The sequence below is a fragment of the Streptomyces sp. NEAU-sy36 genome, assembly GCF_013423905.1.
Lineage (GTDB): Bacteria > Actinomycetota > Actinomycetes > Streptomycetales > Streptomycetaceae > Streptomyces > Streptomyces misionensis.
On record NZ_CP058977.1, the window covers coordinates 7102514 to 7119454 of the forward strand.

Genomic DNA, 16941 nt, shown 5'->3' on the forward strand with positions numbered 1-16941 from the left:
GGGACGGAGCCGTGGCATGTCCGAAACACCTGAAGTGAGACCACCGGTCGTGACACCGGTGAGGGTGATCATCGGCCTGTGTCTCGTCGCGCCCTTCGTGGCGATGCTGTGGGTCGGCTCGTACGCGAAGACGGACCCCGCCTTCATCGGGATCCCGTTCTTCTACTGGTACCAGATGGTCTGGGTGCTGATCTCCACCGCGCTCACCATGATCGCGTACAAGCTGTGGCAGCACGACCAGCGCTCCCGCAAGGGCGCGCAGGGGGGTGCGGCACGGTGAAGGACGGCGTCAACGGCGTCGCGCTCGGCGTCTTCATCTTCTTCTTCCTGGCCGTCACGGTCATGGGCTTCCTCGCCGCACGCTGGCGGCGGGCCGAGAACGAGCACTCCCTGGACGAATGGGGCCTGGGCGGACGCTCGTTCGGCACCTGGATCACCTGGTTCCTGCTCGGCGGTGACCTGTACACGGCGTACACCTTCGTCGCCGTGCCCGCGGCGATCTACGCGGCGGGCGCGTCCGGCTTCTTCGCGGTGCCGTACACGATCCTGGTGTACCCGCTGATCTTCACCTTCCTGCCGCGCCTGTGGTCGGTCTCGCACCGCCACGGGTACGTCACCACCTCCGACTTCGTGCGCGGCCGGTTCGGTTCGAAGGGGCTGTCGCTCGCGGTGGCGCTGACCGGCATCCTCGCGACGATGCCGTACATCGCGCTGCAACTCGTCGGCATCCAGGCGGTGCTGGACGTGATGGGCGTGGGCGGCGGGGACAACACCAACGAGTTCGTGAAGGACCTGCCGCTGCTGATCGCGTTCGCGGTGCTGGCGGCGTACACGTACTCCTCGGGCCTGCGGGCGCCCGCGCTGATCGCCTTCGTCAAGGACGCGCTGATCTACATCGTGATCCTGGTGGCGATCATCTACATCCCGATCAAGCTGGGCGGGTTCGACGACATCTTCGCCAAGGCCGGCCACGCCTTCAGCCAGATCAGCCCGAAGACCGGCAAGCCGCGCGGGGCGCTCGCCCCTCCGGCGGCGGGCCAGTGGTCGTACGCCACCCTGGCGCTGGGCTCGGCGCTCGCGCTGTTCATGTACCCGCACTCGATCACCGCGACGCTCTCCTCCCGCAGCCGTGAGGTGATCCGGCGCAACACCACCATCCTGCCGCTGTACTCGCTGATGCTCGGCCTGCTGGCGCTGCTGGGCTTCATGGCGATCGCGGCCGGGGTCAAGGTGGACAACGGGCAGCTGGCGATCCCGCAGCTGTTCGAGAACATGTTCCCGGACTGGTTCACCGGCGTAGCCTTCGCGGCCATCGGCATCGGCGCGCTGGTCCCGGCGGCGATCATGTCCATCGCGGCGGCGAACCTCTTCACCCGCAACATCTACAAGGACTTCATCAAGCCGGACGCCACGCCGAAGCAGGAGGCCCAGGTCTCCAAGTTCGTGTCGCTGCTGGTGAAGGTGGGCGCGCTGGTCTTCGTGCTCGGCATGGACAAGACGGTCGCGATCAACTTCCAGCTGCTGGGCGGCATCTGGATCCTGCAGACCTTCCCGGCGCTGGTCGGCGGTCTGTTCACCCGCTGGTTCCACCGCTGGGCGCTGCTCGCCGGCTGGGCGGTCGGCATGGTCTACGGCACCCTCGCCGCGTACGGTGTCGCCTCGCCGACCCAGAAGCACTTCGGCGGCTCGGCCGACGAGATCCCGGGCATCGGCCAGATCGGCTACATCGGCATGACGGCGTTCGTGCTGAACGTCGTGGTCACCGTGGTCCTCACCGTCGTCCTCAAGGCCGTGAAGGCCCCCGAGGGCGTGGACGAGACGAGCCCCGCGGACTACACGGCCGACGCGGGTGACGCGGGGGTCGAGGTGGAACTGCCGCCGGCCACGGCGGGCACCACCCACTGACCGGATCCGGAGACGGGGAACCGCGCACGGGCCGCCGGAAAGCACATGCTCCGGCGGCCCGTTGTCGTGCACACTCGCCGGCATGGACCTCCGAATCCGCCCCGCGGACCCGGCCGAGTACGGCGAACTCGGCGAGCTCACGGCCGAGGCGTACCTCCTCGACGGCCTCCTCGACTTCGGCGAGAGCGACCCGTACCTGCCCGTGCTCAAGGACGTGGCCGCGCGAGCCGCCTCGGCCGAGGTGCTCGCAGCCGTGCTGGGGGACCGCGTCGTCGGCGGCGTGACCTTCGTCCCCTCGGGCGGCCCCGTCGCCGACATCGCGGGGCCCGGCGAGGCCGAGATCCGGGCGCTGGCGGTGCGGCGCGAGGCGCGCGGCAGGGGCGCCGGCGAAGCCCTCGTGCGCGCCTGTGTCGAGCGCGCCCGGGCCACCGCGGGGTGCTCGTCCGTCGTCCTCTCCAGCCAGCGCGCCATGCACAGCGCTCACCGGCTCTACGAACGCCTCGGGTTCGTGCGCACGCCCGAGCGGGACTGGAACCCCCTCCCGGAGCTGGACGACGTCACTCTCATCACCTACAAGTTGACGCTCTGACACCAGGGCGACACAACATCTGGGGGTGACACGGCGGCCCGGCACTAGATGTATGCTCATGCTCGCTGTCGCCGCAGGGGAATCCGGTGCGAATCCGGAACTGTCCCGCAACGGTGTACTTGTGCGTATCCGCGTACAGGAGTCAGTCCGAGGACCTGCCGACAGCGCACCCGGCCGTCCGGTCCGGGTGCCCTGAGACGTCCGGGCCTCGTGGAGTGGGCCGGTGGACGCGACGCCGTGTGCGCTCGTGGCTGCCCCCTGCCCTCCGCCAGGCCCCCGTGCCGAGCGAGGGAGAGCCCCCACGTGACCATCGCGCCAGCCGACCCGGCATCAGCCCCGGATCTGGAGAACGACGGTCCCGGTGCCGCGCTGCTGCGGACCCTGACCGAGCTGACCGCAGACCTCCCCGACGCCGACCCCGGCCGGGTCGCCGCCGCCGCGCTGCGCGGCCGGTCGGCCCACGCCGACGAGGCGGAGCTGCGCGAACTGGCGACCGAGGCCGCGGCCGGCCTGATCTCCGAGGACCCCGCGTACTCGCGGCTCGCCGCCCGGCTGCTGACCGTCTCCATCCGGGCCGAGGCCGCCTCGCAGGGCGTGACCTCGTTCACCGAGTCGGTCGCCGTCGGACACCGCGAAGGCCTCATCGCCGACCGGACCGCCGAGTTCGCGCGGGTCCACGCCGCCCGCCTCGACGCGCTGGTGGACACCGGCGCCGACGACCGCTTCGGCTACTTCGGCCTGCGCACCCTGCACAGCCGCTACCTGCTGCGCCACCCGATCACCCGCAAGGTCATCGAGACGCCCCAGCACTTCATGCTGCGGGTCGCCGCGGGTCTGGCCGAGGACGACTCCGTCCGCGCCCTGGACGAGGTCGCCGCGCTCTACGGGCTCATGAGCCGGCTCGACTACCTGCCCTCCTCCCCCACGCTGTTCAACTCCGGCACCCGGCACCCCCAGATGTCGTCCTGCTACCTCCTCGACTCCCCGCTGGACGAGCTGGACTCCATCTACGACCGCTACCACCAGGTCGCCCGGCTCTCCAAGCACGCCGGCGGCATCGGGCTGTCGTACTCCCGCATCCGGGCCCGCGGTTCGCTGATCCGGGGCACCAACGGGCACTCCAACGGCATCGTGCCGTTCCTGAAGACCCTGGACGCCTCGGTGGCCGCGGTGAACCAGGGGGGCCGGCGCAAGGGCGCGGCCGCGGTGTACCTGGAGACCTGGCACTCCGACATCGAGGAGTTCCTGGAGCTGCGGGACAACACCGGTGAGGACGCCCGCCGCACGCACAACCTGAACCTCGCGCACTGGGTGCCGGACGAGTTCATGCGCCGGGTCAACGCCGACGAGCAGTGGTCGCTGTTCTCCCCGGCGGACGTGCCTGAGCTGGTGGACCTGTGGGGCGCCGAGTTCGACGCCGCCTACCGCGAGGCGGAGCGCAAGGGGCTCGCGCGCAAGACCATGCCCGCCCGGGAGCTGTACGGCCGGATGATGCGCACCCTCGCGCAGACCGGCCAGGGCTGGATGACCTTCAAGGACGCCGCCAACCGCACCGCCAACCAGACCGCGGAGCCGGGCCAGGTCATCCACTCCTCCAACCTCTGCACGGAGATCCTGGAGGTCACCGACGACGGCGAGACGGCGGTCTGCAACCTGGGCTCCGTCAACCTGGGCGCGTTCGTCGACACGGCGACGGGGGACATCGACTGGGAGCGGCTCGACGGGACCGTCCGCACCGCCGTCACCTTCCTCGACCGCGTCGTGGACATCAACTTCTACCCGACCGAGCAGGCCGGCCGCTCCAACGCGAAGTGGCGTCCGGTGGGCCTGGGCGCGATGGGTCTCCAGGACGTCTTCTTCAAGCTGCGGCTGCCCTTCGACTCCCCGGAGGCGAAGGCGCTGTCCACCCGGATCGCCGAGCGGATCATGCTCGCGGCGTACGAGGCGTCCGCCGACCTCGCCGAGCGCAGCGGCCCGCTGCCCGCCTGGGAGCGGACCCGTACCGCGCGCGGGGTGCTGCACCCCGACCACTACGGTGTCCAGGAGACCTGGCCGGAGCGCTGGGCGGCGCTGCGCACCCGGATCGCGGCGGTCGGCCTGCGCAACTCGCTGCTGCTGGCGATCGCGCCGACGGCCACCATCGCCTCCATCGCGGGCGTGTACGAGTGCATCGAGCCGCAGGTGTCCAACCTGTTCAAGCGCGAGACGCTGTCCGGGGAGTTCCTCCAGGTCAACTCCTACCTGGTGCAGGACCTGAAGGACCTGGGCGTCTGGGACGCGCGCACCCGGGAGGCGCTGCGCGAGTCCAACGGCTCGGTGCAGGGCTTCGCGTGGATCCCCGAGGACGTGCGGGCGCTGTACCGCACGGCGTGGGAGATCCCGCAGCGCGGTCTGATCGACATGGCGGCGGCGCGCACCCCGTTCCTCGACCAGGCGCAGTCCCTGAACCTGTTCATGGAGACGCCGACCATCGGCAAGCTCTCCTCGATGTACGCGTACGCCTGGAAGTCCGGGCTGAAGACGACGTACTACCTGCGTTCGCGCCCGGCGACCCGGATCGCCCGCGCCGCCCGTGCGCAGCAGACCGTCCCCGTCCAGCAGGCCGCCGACCCCGAGGCCGTCGCCTGCTCCCTGGAAAACCCCGAGTCCTGCGAGGCCTGCCAGTGAAGACCGAACGAAACACCAACCTGCTCGACCCGGGCTTCGAACTGACCCTGCGCCCCATGCGCTACCCCGACTTCTACGAGCGCTACCGGGACGCCATCAAGAACACCTGGACCGTGGAGGAGGTCGACCTCCACTCGGACGTCGCCGACCTCGCCAAGCTCAGCCCGGCCGAGCAGCATCTGATCGGCCGCCTGGTCGCGTTCTTCGCGACGGGTGACTCGATCGTCGCCAACAACCTGGTGCTGACGCTGTACAAGCACATCAACTCCCCCGAGGCGCGGCTCTACCTGAGCCGTCAGCTGTTCGAGGAGGCGGTGCACGTCCAGTTCTACCTGACGCTGCTGGACACCTACCTGCCCGACCCGGACGACCGGGCGGCGGCGTTCGCGGCCGTCGAGAACATCCCGTCGATCCGCTCGAAGGCCGAGTTCTGCTTCAAGTGGATCGACTCGGTGGAGCGGATCGACCGGCTGGAGACGCAGGCGGACCGCCGGCGCTTCCTGCTCAACCTGATCTGCTTCGCCGCGTGCATCGAGGGCCTGTTCTTCTACGGCGCCTTCGCGTACGTCTACTGGTTCCGCAGCCGGGGCCTGCTGCACGGCCTGGCCACCGGCACCAACTGGGTGTTCCGCGACGAGACGATGCACATGTCCTTCGCCTTCGACGTGGTCGACACCGTCCGCAAGGAGGAGCCGGAGCTGTTCGACGACCGGCTCCGGCAGGAGGTCACCGACATGCTGCGGGAGGCCGTCGAGGCCGAGCTGCAGTTCGCGCGCGACCTGTGCGGTGACGGCCTCCCGGGCATGAACACCGAGTCGATGCGGCAGTACCTGGAGTGCGTGGCCGACCAGCGGCTGACCCGGCTGGGCTTCGCGCCGGTCTACGGCTCCGAGAACCCCTTCTCCTTCATGGAGCTCCAGGGTGTTCAGGAGCTGACCAACTTCTTCGAGCGGCGTCCGTCGGCGTACCAGGTGGCGGTGGAGGGCACCGTCGACCTGGACGAGGACTTCTGAGCCTCCTGCTCCCTGTGGGCCTCCTGGGCCTTCCTGATCTGCCGGTCGATGCGCCTGTCGCGCAGGATGCCGAGCACGGAGGGAAGGACCAGGAGGACCAGGATGCCGAGGGTGGCGGTCATTCCGATCAGGCCTTGGATCTGGTTTCCAGTCATGCCACTACTGTCCTGCCGGACGCTCCTGACCGGGAGTGGCAGGACTGCCGTACACCCTCGAATTGCTGCCAGTACTGCGGCACACTGGGAGCATGCTGAAGAACGTGGCCGCCGTGCTGCTGAACGGAGTGCACCCCTTCGAGCTGGGCGTCGTCTGCGAGGTGTTCGGCATCGACCGCAGCGACGAGGGACTGCCGGTGTACGACTTCGCCGTGGTCTCGGCCGAGGGGCCCGACCTCGGCACCCACTGCGGGTTCACCGTCTCCACCCCGCACGGCCTGGAGCGGCTGGAAGAGGCCGATCTGATCGCCGTGCCGGCCGGCGAGAGCTACGTCGAGCGGGACTATCCGCCGGAGCTCCTCGACGCGCTGCGCCGGGCGGTCGGGCGCGGCTGCCGGGTGCTGAGCGTCTGCTCCGGGGTGTTCGTGCTGGCCGCCGCGGGGCTGCTGGACGGACGGCGGTGCGCGGTGCACTGGCACCATGCCGAGCAGCTGGCCCGGCGCTATCCGCGGCTCGCCGTGGAACCGGACGTCCTGTACGTGGACGAGGACCCGGTGATCACCTCCGCCGGCACCGCGGCCGGCATCGACGCCTGTCTGCACCTGGTGCGCAAGGAGCAGGGCCCGGAGGTCGCCAACAAGATCGCCCGGCGGATGGTGGTCCCCCCGCACCGGGACGGCGGGCAGGCCCAGTACATCGAGCGGCCGCTGCCCAAGGCGCCCTGCGACACCGTCGGCGAGGTGCTGGTGTGGATGGAGGAGCACCTGGACACGGAGGTGACCGTGGAGCAGCTCGCCGCCCGCGCCCACATGGCCCCGCGCACCTTCGCCCGCCGCTTCCAGCAGGAGACCGGGACCACCCCCTACCGCTGGATCCTGCGCCAACGGGTGCTGCGCGCCCAGGAGTTGCTGGAGGGCACGGACGAGACCGTGGACGCGATCGCCGCCCGCACCGGGTTCGGCACGGCGGCCGCGCTGCGCCACCAGTTCGTCCGGGCGCTCGGCACCACGCCGAACGCCTACCGGCGCGCGTTCCGGGGCCCTCAGGCCGCCTGAGCGCGCGCCGGCGGAAGACGTCCGGACCTACCAGGGCAGCGGTCGCAGCCGCAGGTTGTCCGGGCGCAGGGTGATCCCCACGCGGACCGCGTCGTTGGAGTCGGCGGCCGGTTCGAAGCGGTACCTGGCCGTGACCGCCGCCGTGATCAGGCTCAGCTGGGCCATCGAGAAGTGGTCGCTGGGGCACTTGCGGTTGCCGACGCTGAACGGGCTCATGGCGTACTTCGGCACCTCCTTGGCCCGCTCCGGCAGCCAGCGGTCCGGGTCGAAGTCGAGGTGGCGGTCGTACGAGCGGGGGTCGCGCTGAATGGCGTACGGGCTGTAGACGATGTCCGCACCGGCCGGAATGCGATAGTCGCCCAGCGCGGTGTCGGTGGTCGCCCGGCGGGTCAGAATCCATACGGCGGGACGCAGCCGGATGGCCTCCAGGATGAGATTGTTGGTGTGCCTGAGGGAGCGGACGTGTTCGAATCCGACAGGCCGGCCGCCGGTCACGGATTCGACCTCCGCGCGCACCTTCTCCGCGTGCTCCGGGTGTTCCGCGAGCGCCTGGAGCAGCCACATGATCGTGGAGGCGATCGTTTCGGCACCGGGGGTGATTATCGCCACGACCTGATCGTGGATCTCCTGCTCCCCGATGGGCTCACCATTGTCGTCCTTCGCCTCCAGCAATGCCGTCAGCAAATCGTCCGGCTTTTGACCGGATGCCCTCCGCTCGGCGACGATCTCGTCCACGAGCAGATGCAAATCGGCCAGCGCGCGGTTGAATTCGCGGTTGGCCGGAAACGGCAGTCGGTACAGCGGCCCCAGCGGGACCACCATCCGCCGGTACATCCCGCGGAAAACGGTGGCGAGGTCGGTGCTCAGCCGCTCGGCGCGCTCGTCCATGAACTCGCCGCGCAGCAGGCAGCGGGCGGCCATCCGGACGGCCACCCGGAAGGACTCCGAGGTGCAGTCGACGGTCTCGCCGGAGCGCCAGCGCTCGGTGAGGGCGTGCGCCTCCTCCTCCATGATCGGGCCGTAGGCCGGGATCGCGTCCATCCGGAAGGCCGGCTGGATGGTGCGGCGCTGGCGCCGGTGCACGGGGCCGTTGGCGGTGGCCACGCCCTCCTTGCCGAGCAGGCCCACCAGGGACTCCCAGACCGGGCCGTCGATCTTGAAGTCGGGGCTGAGGGCGAGCGCGCCGGTGAGTTCGGGGGTGGTCACCGCGTACACGGTCTTGGGGCCGAGCCTGAGGCGCACGATGTCGCCGTGGTCGCGCAGCCGGGACATGAAGTCCAGCGGATCGCGGACCAGTTTGAGGCCGTGCCCGAACACCGGCACGGCGCCGCCGGCCAGGGGTGGTTCGCGCAACTGCACCGGGGCGCCGGAGGTCTGGGGCTGCACAGACTCGACGGTCATTTCTCACCTGCCGCTTCGTTCGTGACGTACGGGGGCGTGGAGCGGTCGTCCCAGCTGTCCACCATGTACCGGCCGGACTCGTGGTGGAACCAGTAGACGGAGCTGAACCAGTTGCGCATATTGCCGGCGCAGACGCGGACGGCGGTACTCAATTCCTTTCCGCGGACCGTGCCGTCGGCAAGTGCGTCCGCGAATTCCAGTACCTCGCGCTCGGCATCGAGAAATTCGTCGACGCACTCCTCGACGCGTCGCCTGACATCGTCCACCGCCTCTTCCAGGGTCAGCCCCTCATGGGTGATGAGACTGATCCCCAGATTGTGGACCTCGTCCCCCGCTATTTCCTTCGGAAGCGAACACAGATCGTTGTACCAGGCGGCGAATTCCTGACTGAGCAGGGCGGCACGGCGATAGGTGGGATGCTTGCGGACGGATTCCGGGAGTTCGCATCCGGCACCGGCTTCCAGCAGGTCCGTCCAGATCCAGTGCGCGAACGTGAGACGGCGCAGTGCCAGATATTCTTCGACGCCCGGTATGTATCCCCGGATGCGGTTCCGGAATTCACGGTCGTAGGCCTCGACGACCGCGTGGAAGTGCCGGGCGAACCGCTGGTTCCAGGTGCGCGGCAGGAACCCGTAGAGCCGCAGCACGCTGTCGGCGAAGCCCGCGACCAGCGGGTCCGGGTGGTGCAGATGGTGCCGGGGAGCATCGAGTGCCGCGTGCAGCCGGTGCCGCAGCCGCCGCCAGTCGCCCACCCGGCCGTGCACGATGTCGCGGTCGTGACGGTCGTCCCAGACGAAGAACCAGGCGCTGTAGTCCGCAATGGCCTGGAGCACGTCCTCGGAGGCGTCCGTGTAGTAGCCCGCCATCAGGTCGGTGTAGCGCAGATCGTCCGCGTACTCGCGCACCTTCTCCGCCGGCATCAGCCGTTTTTCCAGTAGCCAGTGCCGGGTCTTCTCCTGGAGCCGGGGCCAATACGGGTGCAGTTGCCGGGGAAAACGGGACTCGATCACCGGGAGTGCCAGTGAGGGTGGTACCGCGACCGCCGTCGGTGACTCTGTGGTGCTGTGTGGGAAAGCTTGCACAGAACAAACCCCTCTCAGCCGCCGGATACGCACGCCCTCGGGTGTGCCGGGCGCGCGCCGTGCCTATCCCTCACTTCCCATTCAGCACTACAACTGACCGCCGTGGGAACGGATTTGCTTCACTCACTACCCCAAGGTACCGAGAAGCCCCTCTTGTGTGACCGAGAAATGATCACCGGCGACGGCGGAAACGAGTGCCCGTACGACGCACTGAGGAGCGAAGAGAGCACGAAGAAGGGCGCCCGGCCGGGGTGGTCCCGGCGGGGCGCCCAACGGGCCGGCGGCCGCTAGTCGTTGGCGACCACGGGGTAGCGCGGCTCGTTCTCGGCCATCTGCCGCAGCGCGTCCTTGCGGTCCCGCTTGGACAGCCGGTCGATGTAGAGGTAGCCGTAGAGGTGGTCGGTCTCGTGCTGCAGGCACCGTGCGAAGTACCCGGTGCCGCGGACCTTGATCGGGTTGCCCTGCTCGTCCTGGCCGGTCACCTCGGCGTAGTCGGGACGCGCGAGCGCGGCGTAGGCGCCGGGCACGGACAGGCAGCCCTCGTTGCTGTCGTCCAGCCGGCGCCGGTCCGCGGGCAGCTCGACGAGCTTCGGGTTGCACACCACGCCGACGTGCCGGACGCCCTCGTCGTCCTGGCAGTCGTAGACGAAGACCTTCAGGTCGACGCCGATCTGGTTGGCGGCGAGCCCCACGCCCTCGGCGGTGCGCTGGCTGGCGAACATGTCGGCGACCAGCTGCCGCAGCTCCTCGCCGAACTCGGTGACGTCCTTGCACTCCTTGTGCAGCACCGGGTTGCCGACGACCGTGATCGGGCGCGAGGTCCCGCTCTCCCGCCAGGCCTTCTCGCGCCCCTCGCAGTCCTCCGTGTCCACGACATAGCCCTCGTCGTCGACGGGGAGCACGCCCGCGTGCTGCTGATCGGTGTCCTGCTGCGCCATGACCGACGTACGCCTTCCTGCAAGCCTGGAAAATTCTGCGTGTACAGCCTAAAGGTGGCCGGTCACCCGCTGCTCAGCAAACCTCTTCCAAGTCCCGCCAGTCCCTCGAATCGGGGCTGTCGGCCACCCAGCCGTCCAGCAGTCCCCGCACCAGCGAGGGCGGCGCGGCCACCCCGCACTCGCGCTCCGGGACCCACAGCTGGCCGTCGGTGCGATGGCCCAGCGGGCCCGGGTGACCGGGTTCGCTGTGGTCGTGCGGGTCCAGGTGGACCCCTTCGCCCTCGTCGGACGGCATGCGGGACTCGCTGCACATCCGGCACAGCAGCCGCACCGAGGACGACCAGTCCTCCGCCGCGAACCCGGCGTCGGCGGCCAGCTGCTCCAGCGCGTCCCGGTCCGCCTCGGTGGCCGCCTCCAGCAGCACCACCCAGGTCGGGACGGGCGAGGGCGCCCACAGCTCGATCTCGTCGAAGACCGGGTAGCTGTGCCCGGCGGAGGTGGTGCGCTCGCCGTGCGGAACGCCGTCGTGCAGGACGACCTCGCCCCAGCGCCGGCCGGAGGAGGGCAGCGGGATGGACAGCACCTCGATCCGCGCGGGGTCCAGACGGCGGCCCCACACCACCTCGGCCTCGCCCTCCGGGGAGAGCCGTACGGCCGCGCTGCCCAGCTCCATGCCGAGCGGCTCCCCGGCGGCGGCGACGCCCCCGGGCACCTTCAGTCCGTACGCCTGCCAGGCGCGGCGGGCCAGCGGCCAGTCCTGGAGGGCGGTGGCGGCGATGCCCACGTTCCACCAGTCGGGCGCGCCGGACTCCCGGTCGAGCAGGGCGACGGCGCGCAGCCCGGCGGCGCGGGCCTGCTCCCAGTCGTGCCGGAACTTGTGCAGCAGCGCCAGGTTGAACCAGGACTCGGACAGCCAGGGCTCCAGGTCGGCGGCGCGGGTCAGCAGTTCGCCCGCGTCCTCGTACCGGCCGTCGCCGATGAGCGTGAACGCGCGGTCGGTGGCCTGCCGCCAGGAGGCGGAGGGCCGGTGCCGTCCCTTGCCGAAGATCCTCACGATTCCCGCCTGCCAGTTCCGGTTCCGCACAGTGGGCTGGCTTGTGCCCCCGGGCGCCCTCTCCCTCGCATCCAACCACGTGCGGCGGGAACGGCGCTCATTACCCATGGGTTACCCAGGCGCGGGCGGGATCAGACAGTGCCGTGCGTCTCTCCGGCGGCGTCCGGCACCGGAGGCAGGCGCGTGCGCGCGAGGGCGGGGACCGGGCCCGGGTCGGTCAGCCGTCCTGGGCGGTGGTGACGTCGTGGTCGGGCGCGGGCTGCCCCGAGCGGAGCAGCTCCAGCCGCCCCATGACCTTGGCGCGCAGGTCCGCGGGCACGTCGTCATGGCCGCAGCACCGCTTGACCAGCTTCTTCACGGCCTGCTCCAGGCCGTACTTCTCCAGGCACGGCGAGCACTCCTCGAAGTGGTGCCGGAACTTGTCGCGATCGACGTCCGGCATCTCGCTGTCGAGGAACTCGTACAGATGGTCCAGGACCTCACCGCAGTCCGTCTCGTGCGGCTCTCCGCAGCTCATGAGCCCGAGCCTTTCGCTTCGTTCGACTCTCCGGCGCCCGCCGGGACCAGCCCGCGCTCACGGGCGTAGTCCTCCAGCATGCCGCGCAGTTGACGGCGGCCCCGGTGCAGCCGGGACATCACCGTACCGATGGGTGTCCCCATGATGTCCGCGATCTCCTTGTAGGCAAACCCCTCGACATCGGCGAGATACACGGCGATGCGGAACTCCTCGGGGATGGCCTGGAGCGCTTCCTTCACGTCCGAGTCGGGCAGGTGGTCGAGCGCCTGCGACTCGGCGGAGCGCAGCCCCGTCGACATGTGCGACTCGGCACGGGCGAGCTGCCAGTCCTCGATCTCCTCCGCCGCCGAACGCTGCGGCTCGCGCTGCTTCTTGCGGTAGGAGTTGATGAACGTGTTGGTGAGGATCCGGTACAGCCACGCCTTGAGGTTGGTGCCCTCGCGGAACTGGTGGAAGGACGCGTAGGCCTTGGCGTACGTCTCCTGCACGAGGTCCTCGGCGTCGGCCGGGTTGCGCGTCATGCGCAGGGCGGCCGAGTACATCTGGTCGAGGAATTCGAGCGCGTCCCGCTCGAAGCGCGCGCTGCGCTCCGCGGTCGACTCGGAGAACGCCTCCGCGTTCGCGCCCCGGCCCTCGGGCTGCTCCGCCTGGCCGCCGTTGTCGGTCCCCGCGTCGGTCCCAGTGACCGGACCCACCTCCTCAAGATCCCGGGTGGCACCGAAACCGGTCCCACTCGTTTCGGAGGATAGAACACGACCCTCGCCCGCCGCCCCTCGAATAGGACCGGTCTTGGGCGCGTGGAACACCGTCCAGTCCAGTTCGGTACTGGACTGCCGGGCCGGGCATACGGTCGAACCCATGCGGCGGACTTCCTTCCCACGACGTCGGTGCCGAGGCCTCAGCACTTCTGTCCGCCTCAACAGCGCCGCCCCGCACGGCATTCCCGGCCGTCACCCGAGTGACGCGGTCCACTCGGCGACCCCCTCGGTGATGATCTGGAGGGCCCGCTCCTGGGTGATGTCCGCGCGCTTGGGCACCGCGAAGCCGTGATCGCCGTACGGCACCTCGATCAGCCGGAAGTCGCCCTCGGGGAACTCGGCGGGCCTGCCGAAGGGGTCGCTGCCGCCCTGGACGACGAGGGTGGGTCTGCCGGTGCCCAGCAGCTCCTGCGCCCGGGACTTCTCCGGCTTGCCCGGCGGGTGCAGCGGGAAGCTCAGCGCGAGCACCGCGCGGGCGCCCAGCTCGGTTGCCGTGCGGCAGGCGACACGGGCGCCGGCGCTGCGGCCCCCGGAGATCACCGGCAGCTCCATCCCGGACAGCGAGGGCCAGATGCCCCGCCACCCGGCGTCCAGCGTCTTCGGGGCGGGCGCCACCTTCTTGCCCGCCACCCGCCAGGGCTGCTCCACCAGGGCGACGGTCACGCCGTGCGCGGGCAGGGCTCCCGCGAGGGCCTGGAGGTCTCGGGCCTCGATGCCACCGCCGGCGCCGTGGCTCAGCGCGAGCACGGCCCTGGGATCCGTCGCCCGGTGCCAGGTGATGCGGGCGGTTCCGGTGTCGGTCTCGACAATCTCGATCACGCTAGAAGAGTGTGCCCTCTTCCGGGCCCTCCAGCTCCTTCAGCAGCTCCGGTCCGTTGTTGCGGACGTTGCTGACGGCGGTGGCGACCGGGTAGGCGCGCATCAGTCCCGGCGGGGGCGGGGCGAGCAGGGCGCGCAGCTCCTCCGGGTCGGTGCGGGAGGGGTCCAGCCAGGCGTCCCAGCGGTCCGGGGTGAGCATCAGCGGCATCCGGGGGTGGATCTCCGCGAGCGAGCGGGGGCCCTCGGCCGGGGCGACGGCCAGCGGGGTCCGCTCGGCCTCCGTGGTGATCACCGAGCAGGTGACCCACCAGGCCTGGGGATGGTCGTCGGGCAGCGTCCGGTCGCGCCAGAACTCGTAGAGGCCGGCCATCGCGAACACCGAGCCGTCGGCGGGCAGCACGAAGTACGGCTGCTTGCGGGGCCGCTTCTTCTTCCCCTCGACCTCCAGGTCCCGTTCCTGCTGCCCGGTCACCCATTCGTAGTAACCGTCGGCGGGCAGGATGCACCGGCGGGCGGCGAAGGCGCGGCGGTAGGCGGGCTTCTCGTGCACGGTCTCCGCTCGGGCGTTGATCATCCGGGCGCCGCTCTCGGGGGTCTTGGCCCAGGACGGCACCAGGCCCCACCGCAGCCGGCGCAGCTGGCGAACCGGGCGCGGCGAGTCCGCGTCCTTCAAGGGGCGGTCGAGTACGGCGTGGACCTCCTTGGTGGGGGCCACGTTGTAGTCCGGCTCCAGGGCCTCCTCGGGCTCCCACCTCTCGATCCCGAAGACTCCGGCGAGGTCCTCGGGCCTACGACTGGCTGCATACCGTCCGCACATACGTGCCACACTGCCAGACTCCGCACCGACCCAGGGAGCCACTCGGACACATGAACGACCTCGCCGCCACCGCGCTCCCCGACCTCTGGGACCGGCTCACCGGCACCCAGCCCGACCCCGCCCTGTGGGTGGTGCTCGCCACCCTGGCCGCCGCTCTGGTGGTGATCGCCCCGCGCCCGCTGTGGCTGATATCGCGCAACGCGATCACCATCGCGCACGAGGGCGGCCACGGGCTGATCGCCCTGCTCACCGGCCGGCAGCTGACCGGCATCCGGCTGCACTCGGACACCAGCGGGCTCACGGTGAGCCGCGGCAAGCCGTACGGGCTCGGCATGATCCTCACCGCGGCGGCGGGCTACACCGCCCCCTCGCTGCTGGGCCTCGGCGGCGCCGCGCTGCTGGCAACGGGCCGCATCACGCTGCTGCTGTGGGCGGCCACCGCGCTGCTGGCGGTGATGCTGGTGATGATCCGCAACGCGTACGGCGTGCTGACCGTGGTACTCGCGGGCGGTGCGTTCCTGCTGGTGTCCTGGCTCGCGGGGCCGCAGGTGCAGGCGGCGTTCGCGTACGCCGTGGTGTGGTTCCTGCTGGTCGGGGGCGTACGGCCGCCGTTCGAGCTGCAGCGCAAGCGCCGGCGTGGCGACGCCGGGGACTCGGACGCGGACCAGTTGTCGCGGCTGACGCACGTCCCGGCGGGACTGTGGCTGTTCCTGTTCCACGCGGTGTCGCTGTGCTCGCTGATCGGCGGGGGCCGCTGGCTGCTGGAGGTCTGAGACCGCCCCGCGAGGCTGACCCGCGGCCCTTCTCATAAAGCCTTATAAAGTGGGCCCATGGCCCCGAACACCGCCTCCTCCGCCCTCTGGCCCGCCCCGCACGCGAGCGGAGCCGTCGACGCCACGGTCCACGTGCCGGGGTCCAAGTCGGTCACCAACCGCGCACTGGTGCTGGCCGCCCTCGCCTCCGAGCCCGGCTGGCTGCGCCGCCCGCTGCGCTCCCGCGACACCCTGCTGATGGCGGACGCGCTGCGGGCCATGGGCGTGGAGATCGAGGAGACGGTGTCGTCCAGCTCCTCCGTCGCGGCCGGCTCCGACGCCGCCGGCGAGGCGTGGCGGGTGCTGCCGACCGGGCTGCACGGCCCGGCCACGGTGGACGTCGGCAACGCCGGCACCGTGATGCGCTTCCTGCCCCCGGTGGCCGCGCTGGCCGACGGCCCGATCCGGTTCGACGGCGACCCGCGGTCGTACGAGCGTCCCCTGCACGGCGTGATCGACGCCCTGCGCGTGCTGGGCGCCCGGATCGACGACGACGGCCGGGGCGCGCTGCCGCTGACCGTGCACGGCGGCGGGGCGCTGGACGGCGGCCCGGTCTCCATCGACGCGTCGTCCTCCTCGCAGTTCGTCTCCGCCCTGCTGCTGTCCGCCCCGCGTTTCAACCAGGGCGTGGAAGTCCGGCACACGGGCGCGACGCTGCCCTCCATGCCGCACATCCGGATGACGGTGGACATGCTGCGCGCGGTCGGCGCCCAGGTGGACACCCCGGAGTCGGGCGGCGAGCCGAACGTGTGGCGGGTGACGCCGGGCGCGCTGCTCGGCCGGGACCTGACGATCGAGCCGGACCTGTCCAACGCGCAGCCGTTCCTGGCGGCGGCGCTGGTGACGGGCGGCAAGGTGCTGATCCCGGACTGGCCCGAGCGCACCACCCAGCCGGGCGACCGGCTGCGCGAGATCTTCACCGAGATGGGCGGCTCCTGCGAACTGACCGAGTACGGGCTGGTGTTCACGGGTTCCGGTGCCGTCCACGGCATCGACGTCGACCTCGGTGACGTCGGCGAGCTGACCCCGGGCATCGCGGCCGTCGCCGCGCTCGCCGACTCCCCCTCGACCCTGCGGGGCGTGGCCCATCTGCGGCTGCACGAGACCGACCGGCTGGCCGCGCTCACCAAGGAGATCAACGAACTCGGCGGCGACGTCACGGAGACGGCCGACGGACTGCACATCCGCCCGCGCCCGCTGCACGGCGGCACCTTCCACACCTACGAGGACCACCGCATGGCCACCGCCGGCGCGATCATCGGCCTGGCGGTCGAGGGCGTGCGCATCGAGAACATCGCGACGACGGCGAAGACCCTGCCGGACTTCCCCGAGCTGTGGACCGGGATGCTCGGGCAGTAG

17 protein-coding genes and 1 riboswitch are annotated in these 16941 nt (G+C 70.7%); of the genes, 8 read left to right on the plus strand and 9 right to left on the minus strand.

The window, feature by feature from the left end; all coding sequences use genetic code 11:
* The first annotated feature begins 16 nt into the window (after positions 1 to 16).
* The 5 genes from HZZ00_RS30960 to HZZ00_RS30980 all read left to right on the plus strand — a co-directional run bounded on the left by HZZ00_RS30960 (position 17) and on the right by HZZ00_RS30980 (position 6174).
* The gene (locus HZZ00_RS30960) at positions 17 to 280 is read left to right on the plus strand and encodes a DUF3311 domain-containing protein (protein WP_180329490.1); all 264 of its coding nucleotides are present in this window, start codon (positions 17 to 19) and stop codon (positions 278 to 280) included.
* Positions 277 to 1905: a monocarboxylate uptake permease MctP gene (mctP, locus tag HZZ00_RS30965; protein ID WP_180329491.1), complete on the plus strand. Its 1629-nt coding sequence runs from the start codon at positions 277 to 279 to the stop codon at positions 1903 to 1905. Before HZZ00_RS30960 ends, mctP begins: the two co-directional genes overlap by 4 nt.
* Positions 1906 to 1987: 82 nt before the next feature.
* Positions 1988 to 2494 carry a GNAT family N-acetyltransferase gene (locus tag HZZ00_RS30970; protein WP_180329492.1) on the plus strand — a complete coding sequence of 169 codons (507 nt, stop codon included), beginning with the start codon at positions 1988 to 1990 and terminating at the stop codon, positions 2492 to 2494.
* Positions 2495 to 2511: 17 nt separating this feature from the next.
* Positions 2512 to 2672, plus strand: a riboswitch (cobalamin riboswitch).
* 125 nt (positions 2673 to 2797) lie between these two features.
* Entirely contained in the window at positions 2798 to 5161 is a 2364-nt protein-coding gene (locus tag HZZ00_RS30975) for a ribonucleoside-diphosphate reductase subunit alpha (protein ID WP_180329493.1), read from the plus strand.
* A 56-nt stretch (positions 5162 to 5217) separates the two neighbouring features.
* Positions 5218 to 6174, plus strand: a complete 957-nt coding sequence (locus HZZ00_RS30980; RefSeq protein ID WP_239697933.1) for a ribonucleotide-diphosphate reductase subunit beta — start codon at positions 5218 to 5220, stop codon at positions 6172 to 6174.
* Here HZZ00_RS30980 and HZZ00_RS30985 read toward each other — a convergent pair.
* Positions 6087 to 6329 (minus strand): hypothetical protein, encoded by a 243-nt coding sequence (locus tag HZZ00_RS30985; RefSeq protein WP_146465646.1) that lies wholly within the window; start codon positions 6327 to 6329, stop codon positions 6087 to 6089. The genes HZZ00_RS30980 and HZZ00_RS30985 overlap by 88 nt on opposite strands.
* Positions 6330 to 6421: 92 nt before the next feature.
* Between HZZ00_RS30985 and HZZ00_RS30990 the strand changes: the two genes are divergently transcribed.
* Positions 6422 to 7384, plus strand: a complete 963-nt coding sequence (locus HZZ00_RS30990; RefSeq protein WP_180329494.1) for a GlxA family transcriptional regulator — start codon at positions 6422 to 6424, stop codon at positions 7382 to 7384.
* A gap of 27 nt (positions 7385 to 7411) precedes the next feature.
* Here HZZ00_RS30990 and HZZ00_RS30995 read toward each other — a convergent pair whose 3' ends face one another.
* The 8 genes from HZZ00_RS30995 to HZZ00_RS31030 form a co-directional block, all read right to left on the minus strand.
* The gene (locus tag HZZ00_RS30995; protein WP_180329495.1) at positions 7412 to 8785 is read right to left on the minus strand and encodes a cytochrome P450; all 1374 of its coding nucleotides are present in this window, start codon (positions 8783 to 8785) and stop codon (positions 7412 to 7414) included.
* Positions 8782 to 9867, minus strand: coding sequence for an epi-isozizaene synthase (cyc1, locus tag HZZ00_RS31000; RefSeq protein ID WP_180333774.1), 1086 nt, complete (start codon positions 9865 to 9867; stop codon positions 8782 to 8784). Before cyc1 ends, HZZ00_RS30995 begins: the two co-directional genes overlap by 4 nt.
* A 287-nt stretch (positions 9868 to 10154) precedes the next feature.
* Complete coding sequence (def, locus tag HZZ00_RS31005) at positions 10155 to 10805, minus strand: peptide deformylase (RefSeq protein ID WP_070026817.1); 651 nt, start codon at positions 10803 to 10805, stop codon at positions 10155 to 10157.
* A gap of 73 nt (positions 10806 to 10878) precedes the next feature.
* Positions 10879 to 11859 (minus strand): hypothetical protein, encoded by a 981-nt coding sequence (locus HZZ00_RS31010; protein ID WP_070026997.1) that lies wholly within the window; start codon positions 11857 to 11859, stop codon positions 10879 to 10881.
* A gap of 217 nt (positions 11860 to 12076) precedes the next feature.
* Positions 12077 to 12376, minus strand: coding sequence for a mycothiol system anti-sigma-R factor (gene rsrA, locus HZZ00_RS31015; RefSeq protein ID WP_180329496.1), 300 nt, complete (start codon positions 12374 to 12376; stop codon positions 12077 to 12079).
* A complete protein-coding gene (sigR, locus tag HZZ00_RS31020; RefSeq protein WP_219013969.1) occupies positions 12373 to 13071 on the minus strand; it encodes an RNA polymerase sigma factor SigR in 699 nt (232 codons plus the stop codon). Before sigR ends, rsrA begins: the two co-directional genes overlap by 4 nt.
* Before the next feature lie 255 nt (positions 13072 to 13326).
* Positions 13327 to 13953 carry an alpha/beta family hydrolase gene (locus HZZ00_RS31025; RefSeq protein ID WP_180329498.1) on the minus strand — a complete coding sequence of 209 codons (627 nt, stop codon included), beginning with the start codon at positions 13951 to 13953 and terminating at the stop codon, positions 13327 to 13329.
* Position 13954: 1 nt separating this feature from the next.
* Positions 13955 to 14770, minus strand: coding sequence for an SOS response-associated peptidase (locus HZZ00_RS31030; RefSeq protein WP_180329499.1), 816 nt, complete (start codon positions 14768 to 14770; stop codon positions 13955 to 13957).
* 50 nt (positions 14771 to 14820) lie between these two features.
* On the opposite strand from HZZ00_RS31030, the gene HZZ00_RS31035 reads away from it, so the two are divergent.
* Together HZZ00_RS31035 and aroA are read left to right on the plus strand one after the other, a co-directional pair.
* Entirely contained in the window at positions 14821 to 15543 is a 723-nt protein-coding gene (locus tag HZZ00_RS31035) for a M50 family metallopeptidase (protein WP_180329500.1), read from the plus strand.
* Positions 15544 to 15600: 57 nt separating this feature from the next.
* Entirely contained in the window at positions 15601 to 16941 is a 1341-nt protein-coding gene (gene aroA, locus HZZ00_RS31040; protein WP_180329501.1) for a 3-phosphoshikimate 1-carboxyvinyltransferase, read from the plus strand.

Coding starts and splice junctions, on each gene's coding strand:
- HZZ00_RS31030 (WP_180329499.1), bottom strand. CDS start 14,770: ATGTGCGGACGGTATGCAGCCAGTCGTAGGCCCGAGGACCTCGCCGGA.
- HZZ00_RS30990 (WP_180329494.1), top strand. CDS start 6,422: ATGCTGAAGAACGTGGCCGCCGTGCTGCTGAACGGAGTGCACCCCTTC.
- def (WP_070026817.1), bottom strand. CDS start 10,805: ATGGCGCAGCAGGACACCGATCAGCAGCACGCGGGCGTGCTCCCCGTC.
- HZZ00_RS30985 (WP_146465646.1), bottom strand. CDS start 6,329: ATGACTGGAAACCAGATCCAAGGCCTGATCGGAATGACCGCCACCCTC.
- HZZ00_RS30980 (WP_239697933.1), top strand. CDS start 5,218: ATGCGCTACCCCGACTTCTACGAGCGCTACCGGGACGCCATCAAGAAC.
- HZZ00_RS30970 (WP_180329492.1), top strand. CDS start 1,988: ATGGACCTCCGAATCCGCCCCGCGGACCCGGCCGAGTACGGCGAACTC.
- HZZ00_RS31035 (WP_180329500.1), top strand. CDS start 14,821: ATGAACGACCTCGCCGCCACCGCGCTCCCCGACCTCTGGGACCGGCTC.
- HZZ00_RS30995 (WP_180329495.1), bottom strand. CDS start 8,785: ATGACCGTCGAGTCTGTGCAGCCCCAGACCTCCGGCGCCCCGGTGCAG.
- aroA (WP_180329501.1), top strand. CDS start 15,601: ATGGCCCCGAACACCGCCTCCTCCGCCCTCTGGCCCGCCCCGCACGCG.
- HZZ00_RS30960 (WP_180329490.1), top strand. CDS start 17: ATGTCCGAAACACCTGAAGTGAGACCACCGGTCGTGACACCGGTGAGG.
- rsrA (WP_180329496.1), bottom strand. CDS start 12,376: ATGAGCTGCGGAGAGCCGCACGAGACGGACTGCGGTGAGGTCCTGGAC.